The sequence below is a fragment of the Nocardioides xinjiangensis genome (genome assembly GCF_017916455.1).
In the GTDB taxonomy this organism is placed as follows: Bacteria; Actinomycetota; Actinomycetes; order Propionibacteriales; family Nocardioidaceae; genus Nocardioides; species Nocardioides xinjiangensis.
This window is the reverse complement of sequence record NZ_JAFMSY010000001.1, coordinates 167,909-190,578: the sequence shown is the minus strand read 5'-3', so window position 1 is coordinate 190,578 and position 22,670 is coordinate 167,909. Positions and strand designations below refer to the sequence as shown.

Below are 22,670 nucleotides of genomic sequence, written 5' to 3'. Positions count from 1 at the left end.
AACGCGGCGGAGACGGGGGAGCGTGACCTCTCCGACCACGTCGACGTCGTCGACGACCACGAGGCGTTCCACGAGCCGCCGGACTTCCACGCCCTCGCCGAGCACGGCCACGTCGCGACCCAGCTCGACCTGGACGCCGAGCCGATCATCACCGTCGACAACCTGAAGATGTACTTCCCGGTGAAGTCCTCCGGCCTCGTCCGGCGGACCGTCGGCCACGTGCAGGCCGTCGACGGGGTGTCGTTCCAGGTGCCGCGGGGCGGCTCGCTGGGCCTGGTCGGCGAGTCCGGGTGCGGCAAGTCCACGACCGGCCGGCTCATCACCCGCCTCTACAAGCCGACCGGCGGGTCGATGATGTTCGAGGGCCACGACCTCGCCAAGCTGTCGACCTCGGAGATGAAGCCGCTGCGCCGCAACGTGCAGATGATCTTCCAGGACCCCTACACCTCGCTGAACCCCCGCCACACCGTCGGCTCGATCGTCGGCGCGCCCCTGGCGGTGCACAACATCGTGCCGAAGGACAAGATCCTCCCGCGCGTGCAGGAGCTGCTCGAGGTCGTGGGGCTGAACCCCGAGCACTACAACCGCTACCCCAACGAGTTCTCCGGGGGCCAGCGCCAGCGCATCGGCATCGCCCGCGCGCTGACGCTGAACCCGAAGCTGCTCGTGGCCGACGAGCCGGTGTCCGCGCTCGACGTGTCGATCCAGGCGCAGGTGGTCAACCTCCTGCAGGACCTGCAGCGCGAGTTCGACATCGCGTTCCTGTTCATCGCCCACGACCTCGCGGTGGTGCGCCACTTCTGCCCCGAGGTGGCGGTGATGTACCTCGGCAAGATCGTGGAGATCGGTGACCGGGAGACGATCTACGGCCACGCGCACCACCCGTACACGCAGGCGCTGCTGTCCGCGGTGCCCGACGTCAAGCAGGCCGCGATCGGTGGGCGCCGCGAGCGCATCCGCCTCGAGGGCGACGTGCCGAGCCCGATCAACCCGCCGTCCGGGTGCCGGTTCCGCACCCGCTGCCAGTTCGCCCAGGAGATCTGCGCGAAGGTCGAGCCGCCGCTGCTCCAGATCGGCAAGCGCCACAAGGTGGCGTGCCACTTCGCGGGCGAGCTCGGCGCCCACCCCGCGACGCCGGTCACGACCGACCTCCTCGGCGTCGACGACCAGGGCAGCCCGGTGCCGGGGGCGACCCCGAGCAACACGCAGCTGACGGGTCCGGGCTACGAGAAGACCTGGTACGACCTGCGCAGCAAGCAGACGACGGGGGTCTGAGGGGGTCCCCGCGCACCGCGGGGGATACTCACCGACGTGGACGGCCTGTTCGAGATACCGGGCGCGGGGCGACCCGCGCCCGGTGCCACGTCTGTCCCCAGCGCCGGGTCGCTGGGCGCCAACACGCACGCGTCGGCGCCGCTGGCGGTGCGGATGCGACCGCGCACCATCGACGAGCTCGTCGGCCAGCAGCAGCTGCGCGCCGCCGGCTCGCCGCTGCGCCGGCTGGTCGAGGGTGACCAGTCGATGTCGCTCCTGCTGTGGGGTCCGCCCGGCACCGGCAAGACCACCATCGCCTCGATCGTCAGCCAGCAGACCCGGCGGCGCTTCGTCGAGGTCTCCGCGGTGGCGGCGGGGGTCAAGGAGGTGCGCGCGGCGATCGACGGCGCGCGCGCCGAGCTCGCCCGCGGCGGGCAGGAGACGGTGCTCTTCGTCGACGAGGTGCACCGCTTCACCAAGGCGCAGCAGGACGCGCTGCTGCCCGGCGTGGAGAACCGCTGGGTGACGCTGATCGCCGCCACCACGGAGAACCCGTTCTTCTCGGTGATCAGCCCGCTGCTGTCGCGTAGCCTGCTGCTGCGGCTGCAGTCGCTGACCGACGACGACGTGGCCGAGGTGATCGACCAGGCGCTCGCGGACGAGCGCGGCCTGGCCGGCACGACCGCGCTGGACGACGACGCGCGCGCCCACCTCGTACGCCTCGCCGGCGGGGACGCGCGCCGGGCGTTGACCTACCTCGAGGCGGCCGCCGGCGCCGCAGCCAGCAACGGTCTCGACGCCATCGACCTGGCCACGGCGGAGACCGCCGTCGACCAGGCGGCCGTGCGCTACGACCGGCAGGGGGACCAGCACTACGACGTCATCTCCGCCTTCATCAAGTCGATACGGGGGTCCGACCCCGACGCCGCGCTGCACTACCTCGCGCGGATGATCGAGGCCGGCGAGGACCCGCGCTTCATCGCCCGGCGGCTCGTGGTCCACGCCAGCGAGGACGTCGGTCTCGCCGATCCCACCGCACTGCAGGCCGCGGTCGCCGCGGCTCAGGCCGTGCAGCTGATCGGCATGCCGGAGGCGCGGATCAACCTCGCGCAGGCGACGATCCACCTGGCGGTCGCCCCCAAGTCAAACGCGGTGATCACGGCCATCGACGCCGCGCTGTCCGACGTCCGCCGGGGCAGGATCGGTCAGGTCCCCGCGCACCTGCGCGACGCCCACTACGGCGGGGCCGAGGGCCTCGGCCACGGCAAGGGCTACAGGTACCCCCACGACCATCCCTTCGGGGTCGTGGAGCAGCAGTACCTCCCCGACGTCCTGCAGGACGCGACCTACTACGAGCCGACGACCCTCGGCGCCGAGGGCGGCGTCAAGGAGCGCTGGGAGCGCATCCGCCGGATCCTGCGCGGGCGCTGAGGCAGCCGTCCCCGGATGCCGCCGAGGGGGCGCCCCGGCCACCTCCCGACCGACCGCTCCATGCTCTGCGCGGCGACTTATAGGGTGTCCCGGTGACTTCGGAGCAGGTGTGGCTGGTCGCGGCGTGCGCAGCAGCGCTCGGCGTCGCGCTGGTCGCGCTCCTCGTCGCACTGCGCTCGCACGCCCGGGCCCGCCGCGCCGAGGCGCACGCCGCCTCCGTGAGCGAGCGGCTCGCGGCGGTCGAGGCCCCGGCCGAGCGCCCGTCCCCGACGGCCGCCGCGGAGCCCGCGGCGAGCGCGTACGTCATCACCGGCGTGGGCGCGGACGCCGTCGCGAGCGACGAGCCCGGCGCCGCACGCCCCGGAGTGCCGCCCGCGTCGCCGATCGACGGCCGGCTGTTCGCCGACATCGTGGCGCGCGAGACCGTCGTCAAGGCCGCGTCCTGGACCCACGGCCTGCGCCGCGCCCTCGCGCCGGAGACGCGCAACCGCATCCGCTTCGAGGTCCGCCAGGAGGCCAAGCGGGCCGGCCGCGGGCGCCGCGCGGAGATGAAGCAGGCGCTGCGCGAGTTCCGCGCGCGCGAGCGCGAGGCGCTGCGCGGCGAGGCCGGCCCCGCCGCGGTCGACGAGGACGTCGCCTGATGGGTCGACCACTCTGGTTCGTCGCCGGCGCCGGAGTCGGCGTGTACGCCGCCGCCCGAGCCCGCCGCGCCGCCGAGGCGCTGACCGCCGACGGCGTGCGCGACCGCGTCCGTGGCTGGCGGGCCGGCGCACGACTCTTCGCCGAGGAGGTCCAGCAGGGCCGTGCCGAACGCGAAACCGAGTTGCGCGAGCGGCTCGGCCTCCGGCCCCATGGACTACCCGAGCTCACCGCTCGCACCCCGACCGACGACCCGCAGAAGGACCCGCACTGATGGACACCGCCGAGATCCGCCGCCGCTTCCTCGCGCACTTCGAGGCCGCCGGACACGCCGTGGTGCCCTCCGCCTCGCTGCTCGCCGACGACCCGAACCTCCTGTTCGTCCCGGCCGGCATGGTGCCGTTCAAGCCCTACTTCCTCGGCCAGGAGACGCCGCCCTACGACCGCGCGACCAGCATCCAGAAGTGCGTGCGCACCCCGGACATCGAGGACGTCGGCAAGACGACCCGGCACGGCACGTTCTTCGAGATGTGCGGCAACTTCTCGTTCGGCGACTACTTCAAGGAAGGTGCCGTCGAGCTCGCCTGGAGCCTGATCACCACGCCGGTCGAGGAGGGCGGGTTCGGCCTCGACGTCGACCGCCTGTACCCGTCGGTGCTGGTCGGCGACGAGGAGGCCATCGGCTACTGGATGAAGGTCACCGGCCTGCCGCGCGAGCGCATCGTCCAGCTCGGCCCGAAGGAGAACTACTGGTCCATGGGCGTGCCCGGTCCCGGTGGCCCGTGCTCGGAGATCCTCTACGACCGCGGCCCGGACTGGGGTCCGGACTTCGACCCGGCGACGCTCGGGCCCGACATGCCGGTCGAGCTCGAGGACCGGCTGCTGGAGATCTGGAACCTGGTGTTCATGCAGGACGAGCTCAGCGCAGTCCGCTCCAAGTCCGACTTCGACATCTCCGGCTCCCTGCCGAAGAAGAACATCGACACCGGCATGGGCCTCGACCGCGTCGCGCTGCTGCTGCAGGGCAAGGCGAACATGTACGAGATCGACGTCGTCTACCCGGTCATCGCGCGGGCCGAGGAGATGACGGGCAGGAAGTACGGCGCCGACCCGGCCGACGACGTCCGCTTCCGCGTGGTCGCCGACCACGTCCGGTCGTCCATGATGCTCATCGGCGACGGCGTCACCCCCGGCAACGACGGCCGCGGCTACGTCCTGCGCCGGCTGCTGCGCCGCGCCGTGCGCTCCATGCGGCTGCTCGGGTGCGAGGAGCGGGTGCTCCCCGAGCTGATGCCCGTGTCGCGCGACGTCATGGGGCAGACCTACGACAACCTCCTCACCGACTGGCCCCGCATCTCGCAGGTCGCCTTCGCCGAGGAGGACGCCTTCCGCAAGACGCTGCAGGCGGGCACGCAGATCTTCGACCTCGCCGCGTCCGAGGTGAAGCGTTCCGGCGGCTCGACGCTGTCGGGCGAGCGGGCCTTCGCGCTGCACGACACCTACGGCTTCCCGATCGACCTCACGCTGGAGATGGCCGCCGAGCAGGGTCTCGTGGTCGACGAGCAGGGGTTCCGCGGCCTCATGGCCGAGCAGCGCGAGCGCGCCAAGGCCGACGCCCGCGCCAAGAAGGGCGCCCACGGCGACACGGCGGTCTACCGGGGGATCTTCGACGAGCACGGCCCGACCGAGTGGCTGGCCTACGAGACGCTGGAGACCGAGTCCCGCCCGCTCGCGCTGCTCAGCGGGGGTGCGTCGGTGCCGCGGCTGGCCGAGGGCGAGATCGGCGAGCTGGTCCTCGACCGCACGCCGTTCTACGCCGAGTCCGGCGGCCAAGTCGCCGACGCCGGCACCATCGTCTTCGACGGAGGCCGCCTCGAGGTCATCGACGTGCAGCGCCCGGTCAAGGGCCTCGTCGTGCACCAGGTCCGGGTGCTCGAGGGCGAGCTCGACGCCTCGCGCGAGGTCCACGCCCGGGTCGACCCGGAGTGGCGGACGGGTGCCCGGCAGGCCCACTCCGGCACCCACGTCGTGCACGCCGCGCTCCGCGAGGTGCTCGGCCCCACCGCGCTGCAGTCCGGCTCCTACAACCGGCCGGGCTACCTCCGCCTCGACTTCGGCTGGACCCAGGCGCTGACGCCCCAGCAGGTCCGTGACATCGAGCAGGTCTCGCAGCAGGCGCTGCGCGCGGACCTCCCCGTGTCGTGGGACTACATGACCCTCGACCAGGCCAAGGAGTGGGGCGCCATCGCGCTGTTCGGCGAGACCTACGACAACACGAAGGTGCGCGTGGTCGAGATCGGTGGCCCCTGGTCGCGCGAGCTCTGCGGCGGCACCCACGTCGACCACTCCTCCCAGATCGGCACCGTGGTGGTGACCGGCGAGACCAGCGTCGGCTCCGGCAACCGGCGCATCGAGGCCCTGACCGGCCTCGAGGGCTTCGGCTACCTCGCCCGCGAGCGCGACGTCGTGGCCCAGCTCACCGGGCTGCTCAAGACCCAGCCCGACGACCTGGTCAGCCGGGTCCAGGGCCTCACGGAGCGGCTCCGGGCGGCGGAGAAGGAGCTGGAGAAGGCGCGCCTCGCCCAGCTGCTCGGCGCGAGCGCCGACCTCGCCGCCGGCGCCGCGCAGGTCGGCCCGGTGCGGCTGGTGGCCCACCGCGCCGACGGGGCCGGGGGCGGCGACGTGCGCAACCTCGCCATGGACGTCCGCGGTCGCCTCCCGCACGGCGAGCCCGGGGTCGTCGTCGTCATCGGCCAGGCCGACGGCAAGGTCTCGGTGGTGGCCGCCACCAACGAGGAGGCCCGCTCGCGTGGCCTGTCGGCCGGCGACCTGGTCCGAGCGGTCGGCCCGCTGCTCGGCGGCAAGGGCGGCGGCAAGGACGACGTCGCGCAGGGCGGCGGCTCCGACGCCTCCCGCATCGACGAGGCGCTCGAGCTGGTGAGGCGCCGGGTCGCCGAGCGCGCGGGTCAGGGCTGAGCGGGGCGATGCGGTTCGGCGTGCGGCTGGGGGTCGACCCGGGTGACGCCCGGATCGGCGTCGCGAGCAGCGACCCGTCCGGCTTCCTGGCGACGCCGGTCGAGACCGTCCGCGCCGGGCGGGGCGACGTACGCCGCCTCGCACAGCTGACGGACGAGTTGGCTGCGGTCGAGGTCGTCGTCGGGCTGCCCCGCTCGCTCGACGGCTCGGAGGGCCCTGCGGCGGACAAGGCGCGGGCGCTCGCGGCCAGGCTGGCTCGCCGTGTCGCGCCCGTACCCGTCAGACTGTGTGACGAACGACTGACCACGGTCTCGGCCGAGTCGATCCTGCGCGAGCAGGGGCGACGGGGGGCGAGGCGACGCGCCGTGGTGGATCAGGCGGCCGCCGTGCTGATCCTGCAGACTGCGCTCGACACGGAACGCTCGAGCGGACAGCCGCCCGGAGAGATCGTCGAGGTGACGGAGACACATGAGTGAGCACGAGGCGCGTGCCGGCGAGCGCGACGAGCTCGACGACTACGACTACGTCCCGGGTGGCCGGCGGCGCAAGGGCCGCGGCCTCAAGGGCTGCGTCGCCGTGCTGGTCGCCCTGGTCGTCCTGGTCGGGGGCTTCTACGTCGCCCTGACGCAGGGCGTCTCGTGGGTCGCCGACCAGTTCCAGGGGCCCGAGGACTACCCGGGGCCCGGGACCGGCTCGGTCGAGTTCACGGTCAACGAGGGCGACACCACCGCCCAGATCGGGCGCAACCTCAAGGCCGAGGGGGTCACCGCGTCGGTCCAGGCGTTCATCGACGCCGCCGCCGAGGAGCCCGACGCCGCCGGGATCCAGGTCGGCGCCTACGAGCTGCAGAAGGAGATGAGGGCCGCCGACGCCCTCGAGGTCCTCGTCGACCCCGACAACCTCATCGGCTTCCCCACGGTCACCATCCCCGAGGGCCTGCGGGTCACGGAGATCGTCGAGACGCTCGGCGCGAACACCGAGTACCCGGAGGCCGCGTGGAACCGCGCGCTCCAGCAACCCGACAAGCTCGGCCTGCCGGACTACGCCGAGGGCAACGCCGAGGGCTACCTCTTCCCGGCGACCTACGAGATCAAGCCCGGGATGAAGCCGGTCGCGATCCTCAAGATGATGGTGAACCGCTGGCGCGAGGCCGCCGAGGCGGCCAACCTGGAGGAGCGGGCGGCCGAGCTGGGTCGCACGCCGGCCGAGCTGATGATCATCGCCTCGCTGGTCGAGGCCGAGGGCCGCGGCGAGGACATGTACAAGATCTCGCGCGCCATCTACAACCGACTCGAGAACCCCGACAACGGGATCACCAACGGGCTGCTGCAGATCGACGCGTCGGTCAACTACGGCCTCAACCAGGACCTCGGCGTGGGCCTGACGAGCGAGCAGCTGCAGCAGGACACCCCGTACAACACCTACACCCGGCCCGGGCTGCCGCCGACCCCGATCGAGGCGCCCGGCGAGCTCGCGATCGATGCTGCGGCCAACCCCGCCGAGGGTCCGTGGCTGTTCTGGGTGACCGTCGACCTCGAGACCGGCGAGACGAAGTTCACCGACTCCTACGACGAGTTCCTCGAGTTCGACGCGGAGCTGTGCGAGAACGCGCCGGAGACGTGCTGAGGTGAGGCGGCGCTGCGGCGTGCTGGGCGACCCGATCGCCCACTCGCTCTCGCCGGTCCTGCACCGGGCGGCGTACGCCGAGCTCGGCCTGGACTGGGGCTACGACGCCCACCGGGTCGCCTCCGGCGGGCTCCCCGCGTTCCTGGCCGGCCTCGACGGCAGCTGGCGGGGCCTGTCGCTGACCATGCCGCTCAAGCGTGAGGTGCTGCCCCTGGTCGACCGGCTCACCGACCGCGCGCGACTCGCCGGCGCGGTCAACACCGTGGTGCTGGACGACGACGGCGGCCGGCTCGGCGACAACACCGACCTCCCGGGGGCCGCGGCCGCCGTCCGGGAGCGCACGTCGGCGCCGCTGGCGTCGGCCGCGATCTTGGGCGGCGGAGCGACCGCGACGTCGGTGGGCCTGGCGCTGGCCGACCTCGGCGTCAGGCGGATCGAGCTCCTCGTGCGCGACGCCTCCCGGGCGGCGGAGACCGTGCAGGCGCTCGGCGCCCACCCCGACGGTGTCGAGGTGCGCACGTCGCCGCTCGACGCCGGCGACGAGGTCGTCGCCGACGTGGTCGTCGCGACCATCCCGGCCGCCGCGCAGACGGCGGCGCTGGTGGCGCGCTGCGCCGGGGTCCCGGTCGTCTTCGAGGCGCTCTACGACCCGTGGCCGACCCCGCTGGCCGCCTCCGCGCTGTCGGCGCCGGGTGACCGGGTGCTCGTCGGCGGCCTGGACCTGCTCGTCCACCAGGCGGCGCTGCAGCTCGAGCTGTTCACCGGACTGCCGGCGCCGGTCGAGGTGATGCGCCGGGCCGGCGAGCAGGCCCTCGCCGGGCGGCACGGCTCGTGAGCGGGCTGGTGGACGACACCGTCCTCGCCGCCGTCCTGGCCGCGCTGCTGGCCGGCCTCGGCGGCCTGCTGGTGCCGCGGCTCGTCGCCCGCGTGCCCGAGCCGGACACCGAGCCGGACGCCGAGCCGGCGAAGGTGCGCTACGCCGACCTCGCCGCGCGTCCGGGGCTGGGTCCACGGAGCGCGCTGGTGGCGGCCGTGGCCGGTGCGCTCGTCGGGCTCGCCACCGGCCTGGACTGGCCGCTGCTGTGGCTGGTCCCGCTGGTCCCGGTGGCCGTCGCCCTGTCGGTCATCGACTGGCACACCCGGTTGCTGCCGAGGGTGCTGGTGCTGCCGGCCACCGGCGCCGCGATCGTGGCCGTCGTGGCCGTGGGGGTCGCCGTCGGTGAGCGCGACGCCCTCGTGCGTGCGCTGCTGGCGATGGTGGCGGTCCGCTCGTTCTACTGGCTGCTGTGGGCGCTGCGCTCTGGCGGCATCGGCTTCGGCGACGTGCGCCTCGCCGCGCCGGTCGGGCTGGTGCTCGGCTGGGTCGGCTGGGGTGCCGTGGTGATCGGGGTCTGGGCGGGGTTCCTGGCCTTCACCGTCCCCGCGCTGGTGGTGCTGGCGCTGCGGCGGGACCGCACGCTGCTGAAGACGTCGTTCCCGTTCGGCCCCTTCATGGTCGTCGGCGCGCTGGTGGGTCTCGTCTGGGGGACGGCGCTCGCCGGGCGGATCTGGGGCTGAGAGACTGACGCCATGCTCCGATGGCTGACAGCAGGCGAGTCCCACGGTCCCTCGCTGGTGGCGATCCTCGAGGGCCTGCCCGCGCACGTGCGCGTGACGTCGGACGACCTCGCCGACTCGCTCGCCCGTCGGCGCCTCGGCTACGGACGCGGGGCGCGGATGAAGTTCGAGCAGGACCAGGTCCGCGTGCTGGGCGGCGTCCGCCACGGCGAGACCCAGGGTGGGCCGGTGGCCATCGAGGTCGGCAACACCGAGTGGCCGAAGTGGGAGAAGGTCATGTCCGCCGACCCCGTCGACCCGGTGGAGCTCGAGGCGCTGGCGCGCAACGCGCCCCTGACCCGACCGCGCCCCGGCCACGCGGACCTCGTCGGGATGCAGAAGTACGCCTTCGACGAGGCGCGCCCGATCCTCGAGCGGGCCTCCGCCCGCGAGACGGCTGCCCGCGTCGCGCTCGGCCGCGTCGCCGCCAACTTCCTCGAGCAGGCGGTCGGCGCGCGCATCGTGTCCCACGTGGTCGCGCTCGGCGGGGTCAAGGCCCCGGCCGGGCTCGTGCCCGGGCCCGAGGACGTCGAGCGGCTCGACGCCGACGAGGTCCGCTGCCTCGACCCCGGCGCGAGCGCCGCGATGGTCGCGCGCATCGACCAGGCGCACAAGGACGGCGACACGCTAGGCGGGGTCGTCGAGGTCGTCGTCCACGGACTGCCGCCGGGCCTCGGCTCCCACGTCCACTGGGACCGCCGGCTCGACGCGCGCCTCGCCGGCGCGCTGATGGGCATCCAGGCCATCAAGGGGGTGGAGGTCGGCGACGGCTTCGAGCTGGCCGACACCCCGGGCTCGCAGGCGCACGACGAGATCGTGGCGACCGACGCGGGGTTGCGTCGCGCGTCGGGACGCTCCGGGGGCACCGAGGGAGGCATGTCGACGGGAGAGGTGCTTCGCGTCCGTGCCGCGATGAAGCCGATCGCGACGGTGCCGAAGGCCCTGCGCACCGTCGACGTCGCGACCGGCGAGGCCGCGGTCGCGCACCACCAGCGCTCCGACGTGTGCGCCGTCCCCGCGGCGGGCATCGTCGCGGAGGCGATGGTCGCGCTGGTGCTCGCGGACGCCGTCGTGGAGAAGTTCGGGGGCGACTCGGTGCAGGAGACTCGCCGCAACGCCGCGTCCTACCTCGACACCCTCCGGTTCCGATGAGCCCGCGCGTGGTGCTCGTCGGCCCGATGGGCGCGGGCAAGACCACCGTCGCCGCCCTGCTCGGCCAGGCCTGGGGCGTGCCCGTCCGCGACACCGACGCCGACATCGAGGCGAGCACGGGCCGGGAGATCTCCGACATCTTCGTGGAGTCGGGCGAGGAGCACTTCCGCGAGTTCGAGGCGGCCGCCGTCGCCGCCGCGGTCGCGGAGCACGACGGCGTCCTGGCGCTCGGTGGGGGAGCGGTGCTGCGGGCGGAGACCCGCGAGCTGCTCGCGGGCCTGCCGGTCGTGTTCCTGCGGGTCGGGCTCGGCGACGCGGTGAAGCGGGTCGGGCTCGGCGTGGGCCGCCCGCTCCTGCTCGGCAACGTCCGCGCCCGGATCAAGGCGCTGCTCGACGAGCGCACCCCCGTCTACGAGTCGGTCGCCACCCACGTCGTGGACACCGACGGCCGCACCCCCGCCGAGGTCGCCGCCGACATCGAGGAGCTGCTGCCGTGAGCGCGCCCGGACCCGACACCGTCCTCCACGTCGGCGGCGCCTCGCCCTACGACGTCGTCGTCGGCCACGGGCTCAGCGCGCGGTTGCCCGCACTGCTCGGGGAGAGCGTCGAGCGGGTCGCGGTGCTGTACGCCGGCGCGCTGGGCGCCCTGGCCGACCCCGTCGTCGACGCGCTGGTCGAGCACTACGACGTCCTCGCCCTCGGGCTCCCCGACGGCGAGCGCGCCAAGACCGCACCGGTCGCCGCCGACTGCTGGGAGGCGCTCGGCGAGGCGGGCTTCACCCGGTCCGACGCCGTGGTGACCATCGGGGGCGGCGCGACCACCGACCTCGGCGGCTTCGTCGCCGCGACCTGGCTGCGCGGCGTACGGGTGGTGCACGTGCCGACGACGCTCCTGGGCATGGTGGACGCCGCCGTCGGCGGCAAGACCGGCATCAACACCGGCGCCGGCAAGAACCTCGTCGGGTCCTTCCACGAGCCCGCCGGCGTGCTCTGCGACCTGTCGCTGCTCGACACGCTCCCGCGCGCGGAGCTCGTCGCCGGGTTGGGCGAGGTCGTCAAGTGCGGCTTCGTCGCCGACCCGGTGATCCTCGACGTCGTCGAGCGCACCGACCCCGACGCCCTCACGCCGTCCTCGCCGGAGCTGCGGGAGCTGGTGGAGCGCGCCGTCCGGGTCAAGGTCGACGTCGTCGTCGGCGACCTCCGGGAGACCGGCGGCCGGGACGGGCATCCGGGTCGCGAGGTGCTCAACTACGGCCACACGCTCGCCCACGCCATCGAGCGCACGAGCGACTACGCCGTCCGGCACGGCGAGGCCGTCGCGATCGGCTGCGTGTACGTCGCGGAGCTGGCCGCCCGCGCCGCCGGGCTCGATCCCGCGCTCGTGGAGCGACACCGGGCCGCACTGTCGCGCGTGGGCCTGCCGACCACGTACGACGCGGCGTCGTTCGACGAGCTGCACGCCGCGATGAAGGTCGACAAGAAGGCGCGCGGCTCGCAGCTGCGGTTCGTGGTCCTCGACGACCTCGCCTCGCCGCGGATCCTGGCGGGCCCGAGCGAGGACGACCTGCGGGCTGCGTACGCCGCCATCGGGGGCGTCCGGTGAGCACGGATCCGGCCAGGAAGGTCCTGGTCCTCAACGGTCCCAACCTCGGGCGCCTCGGTCGCCGCCAGCCCGAGATCTACGGCTCGACGACCCACGCCGAGCTCGCCCACCTGTGCGTGGAGTGGGGCCGCGGGCTCGGGCTCGACGTCGAGGTGCGCCAGACCAACCACGAGGGCGACCTCCTCGACTGGCTGAACGCCGCCGCCGACGACGCGGTGCCGGTCGTGCTCAACGCCGGCGCGTGGACGCACTACTCGCTCGCGCTCTGGGACGCCTGCGCCCAGCTGACCGCGCCGCTGGTCGAGGTGCACATCTCCGACCCCCGGCAGCGGGCGGAGCAGTTCCGCCACACCTCCGTGGTCGAGCCGCACGCTGTCACGACGATTGCGGGGCAGGGGATCGACGGCTACCGCCGGGCGCTCGAGGTCGTGGCCGCCGACGGGTGAGCCCGCGGGCCGCCGACCGTGTGCTTGGATCGCGGGATGCTGCCCTTCCGCCAGGTCGACGTCTTCAGTGCCGAGCCGTGGCTCGGCAACCCGCTCGCGGTCGTGCACGACGCCGACGGCGTCAGCGACGAGGAGATGGCGCGGTTCGCGCGCTGGACCAACCTGTCGGAGACGACGTTCCTCTGCGCGCCGACCGACCCGGCGGCGGACTACCGCGTGCGGATCTGGACCACCAGCGGCGAGCTCCCGTTCGCGGGGCACCCGACCATCGGCAGCGCGCACGCGTGGCTCGAGGCCGGGGGAGTGCCCCGCGGGGAGGTCGTCGTGCAGGAGTGCGGCGCCGGGCTCGTCGACGTACGTCGCTCGCCCCGCCTCGGCTTCGCCGCACCGCCGCTGCGACGCTCGGGGCCCGTCGACGTCGAGCTGCGGGCCCGGGTCGTCCACGCACTGGGGGTCGAGGACGGTGCCGTCGAGGACATGGCGTGGATCGACAACGGTCCCGGCTGGGTCGGCGTCGACCTCGGCTCGGCCGAGGCCGTCCTGGACGTCGTGCCCGACGTCGCCGCCTTCACCGACCTGAAGGTGACGGTGCTGGGCCGGTGGGGCGACGTCGCGGCCGCCGACCTGGGCGCCGACGTCGAGGTGCGCGCGTTCTTCGCCGACGGCCGGGACTTCGTCGAGGACCCGGTGACGGGCAGCGCCAACGCCGGCCTCGCGCAGTGGCTGGTGGGCACCGGGGCACTTCCGCCGTCGTACACGTCCCGGCAGGGGAGCGTGATCGGTCGCGAAGGACGCGTCCGGCTCGAGGCGGCCGAGGGGCGCGTGTGGGTGTCCGGCGACGCGGTCACCCGGATCACGGGCCAGGTCGACCTCGGGGCGCGCACCCCCCTCAGCTGATCTCCGGGAGCTCCTGCGCCGCGCCCAGCAGCGCCCGGAACGGGTCCCCCTTCTCGGCGAGCCGGTCGAGCACGGTGCGCACGGTCCAGCGGTCGGGCCGCAGGTCCGGGTCGTCGAGCTCGTCCCACCCGATGGGCACCGACACCGGCGCCTCGGGGGCCGGCCGCGGTGACCAGGGCGCGACGAGGGTCTTGTTGATGGCGTTCTGCGTGTAGTCCAGCCGCGCGAGCCCCTTGCGCGCCTTGACCTCCCACTTCCAGCTGACGAGCTCCGGCACCACCTTGCCGACCGTGCGCGACAGCTTCTCGACCCACGCCCGGGTGTCGTCGAAGGTGTAGCCGGGGACGACCGGCACCCAGATCTGGATGCCGCGGCGGCCGGTCACCTTGGCGCGGGCCGTGACGCCGAGGTGGTCGAGCGCGGTGCGGTGCAGCCGCGCGAGCACCAGCAGGTCCTCCCAGCTCGTGGCGGTGCCGGGGTCGAGGTCCACCAGGGCGTACGTCGGCTCGTGCGGAGCGTCGGTCCGCGACGTCCACGGGTGCCACTCGAGGGCCCCGAAGTTGGCGGCCCACACCAGGGCGGCCGGCTCGTCGGCGACGACGTAGGTCTCCGTCTCCCCCTCGTCGGCCTCGTCGTTGTCCCACGCGCCCAGCCAGACCGGTGCGTGGTTGGGCCGCTCCTTGTGCCAGAAGCCCTTGGCCTCCACGCCGTCGGGATAGCGGTGCATGTTCAGCGCGCGGCCCTCGAGGTAGGGCAGCGCGAACGGCGCGATCCGGGCGGTGTAGGCCAGCAGCTCGCGCTTGGTCACCGGCGGGTCGCCCGGGAACAGCACCTTGTCGAGGTTGGTCACCTTCAGGCGGCGGCCGAAGACGTCCCACGTGCCCGAGGTGCCCATCGACGCCAACCGGTCGATCGCCGCGTCGGGCAGCGGGTCGGGCAGCAGGGAGATCGCCGCGACCTCCGCCGGCACGTCCGAGCGCCAGAGCCGGTGCGGGTCCGCGAGGACCTCGTCGTTCGTGCGGCCGCTGAGGACCGACCGCGGGTGGTCCTCGGGGTCCCACCCCTCGACCGCGTGCTCGTCGCGCTTGTGCAGGAGCATCCAGGGCTCGCCGCTCTCGCCCGCGTCGCCGTCCCGGCGCACGAGCACGAGGCGGCCCCGGAGCTTGCGGCCGTGGACCTCCGCGTGCAGCTCGCCGGACTCGACCGCTGCCCGGGGGTCGTCGGTCCGCACCGGCTCCCAGGTGCCGATGTCCCACACCACCACGTCGCCGCCGCCGTACTCCCCGGCGGGGATGACGCCCTCGAAGTCCAGGTACTCGATCGGGTGGTCCTCGACGTGCATGGCCAGGCGTCGCGCCTTCGGGTCGAGGGTCGGTCCCTTGGGGACCGCCCAGCTGACCAGCACGCCGTCGACCTCGAAGCGGAGGTCGTAGTGCAGGCGGCTGGCCCGGTGGCGCTGCACGACGAACCTCGCCGCGCCGTCCGTGGCGGCGACCTCGCCGGCGGGCTCGGGGGTGCGGCCGAAGTCCCGCATGCGGCGATAGGTGTCGAGCGGGTCGGCCATGCCCTGTTGTTCCCCCTGCCCGCAGCGGCATGCGACGGGCGCATCCGGGACGGGCCGGCGGGGTAACGGTCCGGGCGACGCGCCCGGGGAGGCTGCGACTGACGGCGAGGAGGCGCGGATGGGGCTGACGGCGGTGCTGCAGGGCAGGCGCGGACCGGAGCAGCTGGTGCTGGTCCGGCACGGGGAGAGCGCGGGGAACATCGCCGACACGGAGGCGCGCGACGCCGACGCCGACCGGCTCGAGCTGTCGGCGCGCGACGCGGACGTCGAGCTGTCGGCCAACGGCGAGGAGCAGGCGCGCACCCTCGGCCGGTGGGTCGCCGGGATCGCCGAGGAGGAGCGCCCGCACCTCGTGGTGAGCTCGCCCTACCGCCGCGCCGCGGACACCGCGCGCGCTGCGCTGGGCGACCTGGGGATCGACCTGCTCCTCGACGAGCGGCTCCGCGAGCGCGACCTCGGTCTCTTCGACGGGCTGACCGGCAAGGGGATCCGCGGCAGGTATCCCGAGGAGGCCGAGCGCCGCTCCCACGTCGGCAAGTTCTACTACCAGCCGCCCTCCGGCGAGAGCTGGGCCGACGTGGTGCTGCGGATCCGCAGCCTGCTGGCCGACCTGCGGGAGGGGTACGACGGCCAGCGGGTGTGGCTGTTCACGCACCAGGCGGTGATCATGTCGTTCCGCTACGCCCTGGAGGGGCTCGACGAGGCGGCGCTGCTCGACATCGACCGGACCACGCCGATCCCGAACGCGTCCCTGACGCGCTACCGCAGGGGGCCGGAGGGACTCGTGCTCGAGACCTTTGCCGACGACTCGCACCTGACGCGCGGCCCGGCGGAGAGGACCGACGAGGACGACCAGGCGGGGGAGGCCCCCGATGCCTGACGCGACGCTGGTCGACGGCGCGCTGCTGCGTGACTGGGCGCTGCCGGAGCCGGGCTCGGACAAGGAGTCCCGCGGCCGCCTCGCCGTGGTCGCCGGCAGCCGGGCGACGCCCGGGGCCGGACTGCTCGCCGTCGAGGGCGCCTTCCGCGTGGGGGCGGGCAAGGTGCGCCTCGCGACGGCTGCCTCCTGCGCGACGGCCCTGGCCGTGGCCGCGCCCGAGCTGATGGTGGTCGGGCTGAGGGAGGACGAGTCCGGTTCGATCGACGTCGGCGAGACCGAGGGCCTCGTCGAGCTCGCCGACGGCGCCGGTGTGGCGCTGCTCGGTCCCGGCTTCACGGACACGGACACCGCGGCGGCCCTCGTCGGGCGGGTGGTCCCCCGGCTCGGCGGGCGGGTCGTGCTCGACGCCCTCGCCACGGCGTACGTCACCGACAACCACGACGGCGTCGCGGCCCTCGAGGCCGACGTGGTGCTGACGGTGAACCCGACGGAGCTGTCGCGCTGCCTCGGCGCCGACGAGGAGGACGTCGAGTCGGACCTCGAGGGCCATGCGGCGCAGCTGGCCGGCCGGACGGACGCCGTCGTGCTGTGCGGCGGGTCGGTGAAGGTCGTCGCGGCCGGGAACGACCTCTGGCGTGTCGAGGCCGGGAACCCGGGGCTCGGGGTCGCCGGCTCCGGTGACGTGCAGGCGGGGATCGTGGCGGGCCTGCTCGCCCGCGGGGCGGAGCCTGCCCAGGCCGCGGTGTGGGCCGCCCACCTGCACGCCGGTGCGGGTGACGAGCTGGCGGGACGGGTCGGTCCCGTCGGCTACCTCGCCCGCGAGCTGCCGGGGGAGCTGCCCGGGCTGCTGGCGCGGCTGGCCGGCTCGGACGCCTGACCGGCGCGCCCGACCTCGCCAGCGCGGCACAGCACTGGTCCAGACATCGGTAGTAATGCGGATGTGGTGCACCGGCGCCCGCGGTCAGACTCGACGCAGACGCCGCACCGTGCGGGGTCGGGGGAGGAAGTCATGCGAAGCGTTCTCAGCAGGAGCGCCCACGCGGACCAGCTGGAGGCCGAGGTCCGCGACGCGACGTGCTGCGTGGCGACGGACCGGTGCTGGACCTGCGAGGTCAAGCTCGGTGAGGTACGCGCGGCTCGCCGCGACGCGGTGCTGCACAGCATCAGCACGCTGCGGCCGCGGCGCGTCTCGCGCTGACGGTCGACCGGGTCGCGCGGCCGGGTCCGGACCGGACGGGCCAGCGGTCAGCCGGGGAAGACCTTGGGGCCCAGGCGCACGCTGTGGTCCTCGAAGCCCCCCACCATGTGGGCGTCGTCGACGTACGCGAGGTGGGGCTCATCGAGCCCGGAGCCGGCATCCGCCTCCGCCACGACCGAGAGCACGCCGACCTGGACCCACGCGGGGCGGCCCAGGCATGCGCTCGGCACGGTGACGGTGAGCTGGTCCCTGGCGCCGTCCACCGACGAACGCAGTCCAGGACAATGGACGTCGTCCTCCCGCTGTCCCCGAGTCAGCCACGTGCCGGCACCCGGGGCGTTGCGGGACGTCCGCAGGTCGAACCGCCGACCCGGGGTGCGGAGCTTGACGTACGCGGCGCGAGGAGACGTGCGCTCGAGGTCGCGGTAACGCACCTGCACCCGCACCCGGCGGGCGCCGTGAACCACCACGGTCCTGGTGATGTCGGCGGCGGTGTGCTCCGGTGCCGGGTCGAAGATCTCCTCCTCCGCGTCCGACCTGATGCTCTGGGCGTCGCCGACGGCGTCCTCGGTCACCAGGCGCTCGGCGTGGGCGGCAGTCGGCGCCAGCAGCACCGATGACGTCGCGATCGACGCAGCGAGGAGTCGCAGAGACGGCATGGACGTCCGATCAAGTGGGGCTGCGCTGGGACCGCAGCGTGTGGTGCTGGAGTATGCCGCGTCGGCGAGCAGGCACGCAGGGATATCGGTGGAACCGCCCGCACCGCGGGCATGTGCGTCCGCTCGGCTTGAGCGGTGGCTCCTGCTCGCGAGCCGGACGAAGACCGGCGCGCTGCACGCTACCTTCCTCCAGAGACACGCGATCGGCGACCGGAGGTGGACGAGTGGCGCGAGGGACGACGATGCGCTTGCGGAACCTCGCCTGCCGCTTCGGTTGGGTGGGTGTGCTGGGCGCTGCAGCGCTGGCGTTCTTCCTCCCGTCGCCGCAGAGGCAGACGTTGTCAGCGGTGATATGGGTCTTGGCCGGTGTCGCCGCGCTTGCGTCCGTAGCGATCGCGCTGGCACGTCGCAGCGACCAGTCGTAGGCCAGTCGTAGGCCGCGCCTGGCACCGGCGGGCGCCCGGGTGGGCTTCGCGGGCACAGGGCGGGACCGCGGACGGGTGTGCCCGCCTGGTCGACGCCTAGGCGCGGGGGACGGCGATGGTGCCGCGTGCAGTGACCAGGGCCGACATGCCCACCGGCCCGGTCCAGAGGTAGGTGCCGGGATCGGCGCGTTCGTAGGACCACTCCCCGGCGGTCTTCGCCCGGTGGTGACGTCGGCAGAGCGGGGCCAGGGACGCGGGCGACGTCTGCCCCGGTGGACCGCCGTCACCCGGGTCCACGAAGGGCTCGCGGTGGTCCAGGTCGCACTGACGCGCGGCCCGCCCGCACCACGGGAAGACGCACGTCTCGTCCCGCAGCCGGACCTGCTCGGCCATCCGCGGAGGTGGGTCGTGGCGATCGACGGACCAGCGGTCGTCGGTGGCGACGTGAAGCACCGGCTGGATCGTGACGCGTGACCGGCCGACCCAGTCGCGGATCAGGTCGAGACTGACTGGTCCCAACGACTCGGCCGAGCCGGTGGCCTGCGCATCGTCCACGACGACGACGTCGGCGAGCGAGGCATGGAGGTAGAGCCGGACCTTCGCGTCTCGCCGCGCGACGGCCGCCTGCCGCACCCTCCGGCCGGTGTCGGGATCGGCGGTGCCGACGAGGCTCGTGAGGTCGAGTCGTGCCTGGGCGTCCGCGATGACCCCCAGGGCCTTGGCGCGGCGCACCGGCAGCTCGTCCGTGTCGCCGAGGGCTCCCATGGCCTCGGCCTCGGCGCACACCACGTCGTGGAACCGGATGAGGTCGAGGGTGTCTCCGGTCGCCCGGAGCTCGGACGTGCCGGCATAGCGGCCGGGGTCCGGGTGGACCAGCACGACGTCCCAGCCGTCACGGGCGGCGACCTCCCGCTCGGCGGTGCCGGCGCCGTCGCAGCGAGCCGCGGCCTCGGCGATGAGCCGGTCGAGCGCCGGCGCGCCGAGCGACGAGATGGGCCCGGCGACCCGGCGGTCGAGCCACCGCGCCGCGTCGATCGGCAAGTGGCGGGTGCGAGCGGCGACGCGCCGGGCCTTCCAGTCCGGCACCAGCAGTGCACGTGTGGCGTCCCACAGCAGGGGGAGCCGGTGGTTCAGGTCGAGCGCGTCGGCGAGGAGGGCGGACGCGGAGGCCGGGGAGCAGCCGAGGGCGACGGCCAGCGGCTCGGGAGTGAATGCGGCGACCGCGGGAGTCCCGTGGCCGCCGAGGGTCTCGGGCTCAGCGAGCACGGACGGCAGGACCGGCCCGGACGGGGTCTCGCACGCGTCCAGTGGGGGATGGGTGACAGCCCACTGGTAGGCGAAGCGAAGCTTGTGGACCTCGCCCTCGCGGAGGAGGACCTCGATCTCGGACGCCTCGGACAGCAGGGCCTCGTCGGCGAGGTCGGTCAGGTCGCCGACCTGCGCTCCTCCGACGGTGCTCGTGCCCTCCATGGATCCACTCAACCAGAGCCCACCGACACCGACGCGTGTCCCGCGACGCCGCCTGTGGACGGGTGCTCGGACGTGCCCGGGGACGCGTCCCCGCCCGGCGTACGGGTCGGCAGGCGCGGGAGCGCGTCAGAGGGACGCGAGCCAGTCGTCGATCGGCACGTCGCCGTCGCCGAGGACCAGCGTGCGCCCGAAGGACCGTGGGTCCTCCAGCACGGCGAGGATCACCTGCGCGACCAGCTCCCGTGACGTGCGGTCGCCGTCGCCGGCGCGGGCCCGGGGGTTCACCGACGCGGTGCCGGGCTCGAGGGTGAGGGGGCCCGGGCCGAGGACGGTCCAGTCGAGGTCGGTGCCGCGGAGATGCTCGTCGGCGGCGATCTTGGCCTGCTGGTAGTGCCGGAACGGGTCGTCCTCGGGCACCAGCACGTCGGGGTCGGATCCCGAGAACGACACCATGACGTAGCGCTGGGCGCCGGCCTCGAGGGCTGCGTCCATCGAGCGGATCGCGGCGTCGCGGTCCACGGCGTAGGTGCGGGCCGGGTCGCCCCCGCCTGCGCCTGCGGACCAGACGACGGCGTCCTGCCCCTGCAGGAGGTCGACGAGCGCGCTCTCGTCCGCTTCCTCCACGGAGGACACCAGCGCGATCGCGCCGGTCGCCTGGACGTCCTCGATGTGGTCGGGGTTGCGCACGACGCAGGTGACGTCGTGCCCCGCCTCGACGAGCATCGGGGCCAGGAGGAGCGCGACCTTGCCGTGTCCGCCGAAGATGGTGACTCGCATGGCCCGACGCTACCGTTCCCCGTCCCGACACGCCCGCCGTCGCGCCGTGCCCCGCGCGGCACCACCGAGTCGCAGGCCGAGCATTTCCTGGCTCTCGCGGCCCGCGACTAGACTGGTCCGTCGGCGCGCCCGTCACCGGCCGCGCGCCCGTGCTCCTTGACAACTCGACGAAGGCGGACATCAGACACATGGCAACCACCAACGACCTGAAGAACGGCATGGTCCTCAACCTCGAGGGGCAGCTCTGGTCCGTCGTCGAGTTCCAGCACGTCAAGCCCGGCAAGGGCCCGGCCTTCGTGCGCACCAAGCTCAAGAACGTCGAGTCGGGCAAGAACGTCGACAAGACCTTCAACGCCGGCACCAAGGTCGAGACGGCCAACGTGGACCGCCGCACGATGCAGTACCTCTACAACGACGGCTCCTCCTACGTCTTCATGGACGTCCAGAGCTACGAGCAGCTCGAGGTCGCCCCCGAGGTCGTCGGGGACGCGAAGAACTTCATGCTGGAGAACCAGGAGGCGATCGTCGCCACCAACGAGGGCCGCGTGCTGTTCATCGAGCTGCCCGCCTCCGTCGAGCTGCTGATCGCCGAGACCGAGCCGGGCCTGCAGGGCGACCGCTCGACCGGCGGCACGAAGCCCGCCACGCTCGAGACCGGCCACACCATCCAGGTACCGCTCTTCATCACCACCGGCGAGAAGGTCAAGGTCGACACGCGCGACTCGTCCTACCTCGGCCGCGTCAAGGCCTGACACCGCGTGGCTGCCCGTTCGAAGGCGCGCAAGCGCGCGCTGGACATCCTCTTCGCCTCCGAGCTGCGCTCCGAGGACCCCGTGACGGCGCTGGACCGGGCCATCGAGGCCGGCGAGGGCCCGACCAACGACTACACCAGCACGCTGGTCCGCGGTGTCGCCGAGCACCGGGCGCGCATCGACGAGGTGCTGACGACCTACAGCAAGGGCTGGACGCTCAGCCGGATGCCGGCCGTGGACCGCAACGTGCTGCGCATCGGCGTCTACGAGCTGCTGTGGGGCGACGAGGACGTCCCGGAGAGCGTCGCGGTGAGCGAGGCGATGCACCTGGTGCAGGACCTCTCCACGGACGAGTCCCCGACGTTCGTCAACGGCCTGCTCGGCTCGATCATGCGCGACCGCGCGACCCTGGTCTAGACCCTCGTCGGGGCACCACCCGGATCTGCACGCGCCGCCCCACCCGCAGGGGTTGTGGCGGTTCGCCGGTGGACGGGCGCGCCCCCTAGGTTGACCCCATGAACGCCCCCGACACCGCCGCACAGGTCCGCGGCAGCGACTGGATGGACCACGCGATCCGCGCCGGACTGGTGGCGTACGGCGTCGTCCACCTGCTGGTCGGGTGGCTCGCGCTCCAGCTCGCCTTCGGCGAGAAGGAGGACAGCGCCTCCAACTCCGGCGCCATGCAGTACCTCGTCCAGCAGCCGCTCGGCGAGGTCCTGGTGTGGCTCGTCGCGGTCGGGATGTTCCTCCTCGTCCTGTGGCGACTGCTCGAGTTCGGCTACGGCCACCGCGAGGAGTCCGACGACACCAAGCGGTGGCGCAAGCGCGCAGGATCCCTCGGCAAGGCCGTCATCTACGGCGCCATCGGCTGGAGCGCGGTGCAGACCGCCACGGGGTCCGGTGGCGGCAACGGCGGCACGGACTCCACCACCGCCAAGCTCATGGACCTCCCCGGCGGGCAGCTGATCGTCGGCGCCGTCGGGCTGGCGGTCATCGGCTACGGCGCCTCGCTGGTGTGGCGCGGGTGGACCGAGAAGTTCCGCGAGCACCTCGACGCGCAGGGGCAGGCCGGCACGGACGGCTCGGTGTACGTCCGCCTCGGCAAGATCGGCTACATCGCCAAGGGCGTCGCGATCGCCATCGTGGGCGGGCTCTTCGGCTATGCCGCGGTCACCCACGACCCCCAGAAGTCCGGCGGCCTCGACCAGGCGCTGCAGACCGTCCGCGAGCAGCCCTTCGGCCAGGTGCTGCTGACGGCGATCGCGGTCGGCATCGTCGCCTACGGCGCGTTCTGCTTCGCCCGCGCGAAGCACCTGTCCCGCTGA

At 73.7% G+C, this 22,670-nt stretch carries 24 protein-coding genes; 20 read left to right on the top strand and 4 right to left on the bottom strand.

Going from position 1 to position 22,670, the window contains the following annotated elements:
- Positions 1 to 168: 168 nt before the first annotated feature.
- The 14 genes from J3P38_RS00930 to J3P38_RS00865 all read left to right on the top strand — a co-directional run bounded on the left by J3P38_RS00930 (position 169) and on the right by J3P38_RS00865 (position 13,620).
- Positions 169 to 1,275 (top strand): ABC transporter ATP-binding protein, encoded by a 1,107-nt coding sequence (locus J3P38_RS00930; protein ID WP_374222612.1) that lies wholly within the window; start codon positions 169 to 171, stop codon positions 1,273 to 1,275.
- Positions 1,276 to 1,311: 36 nt separating this feature from the next.
- Entirely contained in the window at positions 1,312 to 2,685 is a 1,374-nt protein-coding gene (locus J3P38_RS00925) for a replication-associated recombination protein A (protein ID WP_374222607.1), read from the top strand.
- A gap of 92 nt (positions 2,686 to 2,777) precedes the next feature.
- On the top strand, positions 2,778 to 3,326 hold the full coding sequence (locus J3P38_RS00920) for a hypothetical protein (RefSeq protein ID WP_210502402.1): 549 nt from the start codon (positions 2,778 to 2,780) through the stop codon (positions 3,324 to 3,326).
- Positions 3,326 to 3,598 (top strand): DUF6167 family protein, encoded by a 273-nt coding sequence (locus tag J3P38_RS00915; protein ID WP_210502401.1) that lies wholly within the window; start codon positions 3,326 to 3,328, stop codon positions 3,596 to 3,598. The genes J3P38_RS00920 and J3P38_RS00915 overlap by 1 nt, the downstream gene beginning before the upstream one ends.
- Positions 3,598 to 6,300 (top strand): alanine--tRNA ligase, encoded by a 2,703-nt coding sequence (alaS, locus tag J3P38_RS00910; RefSeq protein WP_210502400.1) that lies wholly within the window; start codon positions 3,598 to 3,600, stop codon positions 6,298 to 6,300. Before J3P38_RS00915 ends, alaS begins: the two co-directional genes overlap by 1 nt.
- 8 nt (positions 6,301 to 6,308) lie before the next feature.
- A complete protein-coding gene (gene ruvX, locus J3P38_RS00905) occupies positions 6,309 to 6,776 on the top strand; it encodes a Holliday junction resolvase RuvX (protein WP_210502398.1) in 468 nt (155 codons plus the stop codon).
- Positions 6,769 to 7,926, top strand: a complete 1,158-nt coding sequence (mltG, locus tag J3P38_RS00900) for an endolytic transglycosylase MltG (RefSeq protein WP_210502397.1) — start codon at positions 6,769 to 6,771, stop codon at positions 7,924 to 7,926. Before ruvX ends, mltG begins: the two co-directional genes overlap by 8 nt.
- A 1-nt stretch (position 7,927) precedes the next feature.
- Complete coding sequence (locus J3P38_RS00895; RefSeq protein WP_210502395.1) at positions 7,928 to 8,761, top strand: shikimate dehydrogenase; 834 nt, start codon at positions 7,928 to 7,930, stop codon at positions 8,759 to 8,761.
- A complete protein-coding gene (locus J3P38_RS00890; protein ID WP_210502394.1) occupies positions 8,758 to 9,483 on the top strand; it encodes a prepilin peptidase in 726 nt (241 codons plus the stop codon). Before J3P38_RS00895 ends, J3P38_RS00890 begins: the two co-directional genes overlap by 4 nt.
- Before the next feature lie 12 nt (positions 9,484 to 9,495).
- On the top strand, positions 9,496 to 10,674 hold the full coding sequence (aroC, locus tag J3P38_RS00885; RefSeq protein ID WP_210437824.1) for a chorismate synthase: 1,179 nt from the start codon (positions 9,496 to 9,498) through the stop codon (positions 10,672 to 10,674).
- Complete coding sequence (locus J3P38_RS00880; protein WP_210502393.1) at positions 10,671 to 11,171, top strand: shikimate kinase; 501 nt, start codon at positions 10,671 to 10,673, stop codon at positions 11,169 to 11,171. The genes aroC and J3P38_RS00880 overlap by 4 nt, the downstream gene beginning before the upstream one ends.
- The gene (aroB, locus tag J3P38_RS00875; protein ID WP_210502392.1) at positions 11,168 to 12,277 is read left to right on the top strand and encodes a 3-dehydroquinate synthase; all 1,110 of its coding nucleotides are present in this window, start codon (positions 11,168 to 11,170) and stop codon (positions 12,275 to 12,277) included. The genes J3P38_RS00880 and aroB overlap by 4 nt, the downstream gene beginning before the upstream one ends.
- The gene (locus tag J3P38_RS00870; RefSeq protein ID WP_210502391.1) at positions 12,274 to 12,723 is read left to right on the top strand and encodes a type II 3-dehydroquinate dehydratase; all 450 of its coding nucleotides are present in this window, start codon (positions 12,274 to 12,276) and stop codon (positions 12,721 to 12,723) included. Before aroB ends, J3P38_RS00870 begins: the two co-directional genes overlap by 4 nt.
- A 36-nt stretch (positions 12,724 to 12,759) precedes the next feature.
- Complete coding sequence (locus tag J3P38_RS00865; protein WP_210502390.1) at positions 12,760 to 13,620, top strand: PhzF family phenazine biosynthesis protein; 861 nt, start codon at positions 12,760 to 12,762, stop codon at positions 13,618 to 13,620.
- Here J3P38_RS00865 and ligD read toward each other — a convergent pair.
- Positions 13,613 to 15,184, bottom strand: coding sequence for a non-homologous end-joining DNA ligase LigD (ligD, locus tag J3P38_RS00860; protein WP_246855602.1), 1,572 nt, complete (start codon positions 15,182 to 15,184; stop codon positions 13,613 to 13,615). The two genes, J3P38_RS00865 and ligD, sit on opposite strands and share 8 nt — an antisense overlap.
- Before the next feature lie 118 nt (positions 15,185 to 15,302).
- On the opposite strand from ligD, the gene J3P38_RS00855 reads away from it, so the two are divergent.
- The 3 genes from J3P38_RS00855 (at position 15,303) to J3P38_RS00845 (ending at position 17,262) form a co-directional block, all read left to right on the top strand.
- Positions 15,303 to 16,064: a histidine phosphatase family protein gene (locus tag J3P38_RS00855; RefSeq protein WP_210437813.1), complete on the top strand. Its 762-nt coding sequence runs from the start codon at positions 15,303 to 15,305 to the stop codon at positions 16,062 to 16,064.
- A complete protein-coding gene (locus J3P38_RS00850) occupies positions 16,057 to 16,941 on the top strand; it encodes an NAD(P)H-hydrate dehydratase (RefSeq protein ID WP_210502388.1) in 885 nt (294 codons plus the stop codon). Before J3P38_RS00855 ends, J3P38_RS00850 begins: the two co-directional genes overlap by 8 nt.
- Before the next feature lie 132 nt (positions 16,942 to 17,073).
- Positions 17,074 to 17,262, top strand: coding sequence for a hypothetical protein (locus tag J3P38_RS00845; protein ID WP_210437807.1), 189 nt, complete (start codon positions 17,074 to 17,076; stop codon positions 17,260 to 17,262).
- A 47-nt stretch (positions 17,263 to 17,309) separates the two neighbouring features.
- Here the strand turns inward: J3P38_RS00845 and J3P38_RS00840 are convergent, their stop codons facing one another.
- The 3 genes from J3P38_RS00840 to J3P38_RS00830 all read right to left on the bottom strand — a co-directional run bounded on the left by J3P38_RS00840 (position 17,310) and on the right by J3P38_RS00830 (position 20,593).
- The gene (locus J3P38_RS00840; RefSeq protein ID WP_210437804.1) at positions 17,310 to 17,921 is read right to left on the bottom strand and encodes a hypothetical protein; all 612 of its coding nucleotides are present in this window, start codon (positions 17,919 to 17,921) and stop codon (positions 17,310 to 17,312) included.
- Positions 17,922 to 18,442: 521 nt separating this feature from the next.
- Positions 18,443 to 19,816 carry an HNH endonuclease signature motif containing protein gene (locus J3P38_RS00835; protein ID WP_210502387.1) on the bottom strand — a complete coding sequence of 458 codons (1,374 nt, stop codon included), beginning with the start codon at positions 19,814 to 19,816 and terminating at the stop codon, positions 18,443 to 18,445.
- Positions 19,817 to 19,942: 126 nt separating this feature from the next.
- Positions 19,943 to 20,593 carry an SDR family oxidoreductase gene (locus J3P38_RS00830; RefSeq protein ID WP_210502386.1) on the bottom strand — a complete coding sequence of 217 codons (651 nt, stop codon included), beginning with the start codon at positions 20,591 to 20,593 and terminating at the stop codon, positions 19,943 to 19,945.
- 188 nt (positions 20,594 to 20,781) lie between these two features.
- On the opposite strand from J3P38_RS00830, the gene efp reads away from it, so the two are divergent.
- From efp to J3P38_RS00815, 3 genes are all read left to right on the top strand, one after another.
- Positions 20,782 to 21,345 (top strand): elongation factor P, encoded by a 564-nt coding sequence (gene efp / locus J3P38_RS00825; RefSeq protein ID WP_210437796.1) that lies wholly within the window; start codon positions 20,782 to 20,784, stop codon positions 21,343 to 21,345.
- 6 nt (positions 21,346 to 21,351) lie between these two features.
- The gene (gene nusB, locus J3P38_RS00820) at positions 21,352 to 21,762 is read left to right on the top strand and encodes a transcription antitermination factor NusB (RefSeq protein WP_210502385.1); all 411 of its coding nucleotides are present in this window, start codon (positions 21,352 to 21,354) and stop codon (positions 21,760 to 21,762) included.
- A 98-nt stretch (positions 21,763 to 21,860) separates the two neighbouring features.
- Positions 21,861 to 22,670, top strand: a complete 810-nt coding sequence (locus J3P38_RS00815) for a DUF1206 domain-containing protein (protein ID WP_210437780.1) — start codon at positions 21,861 to 21,863, stop codon at positions 22,668 to 22,670.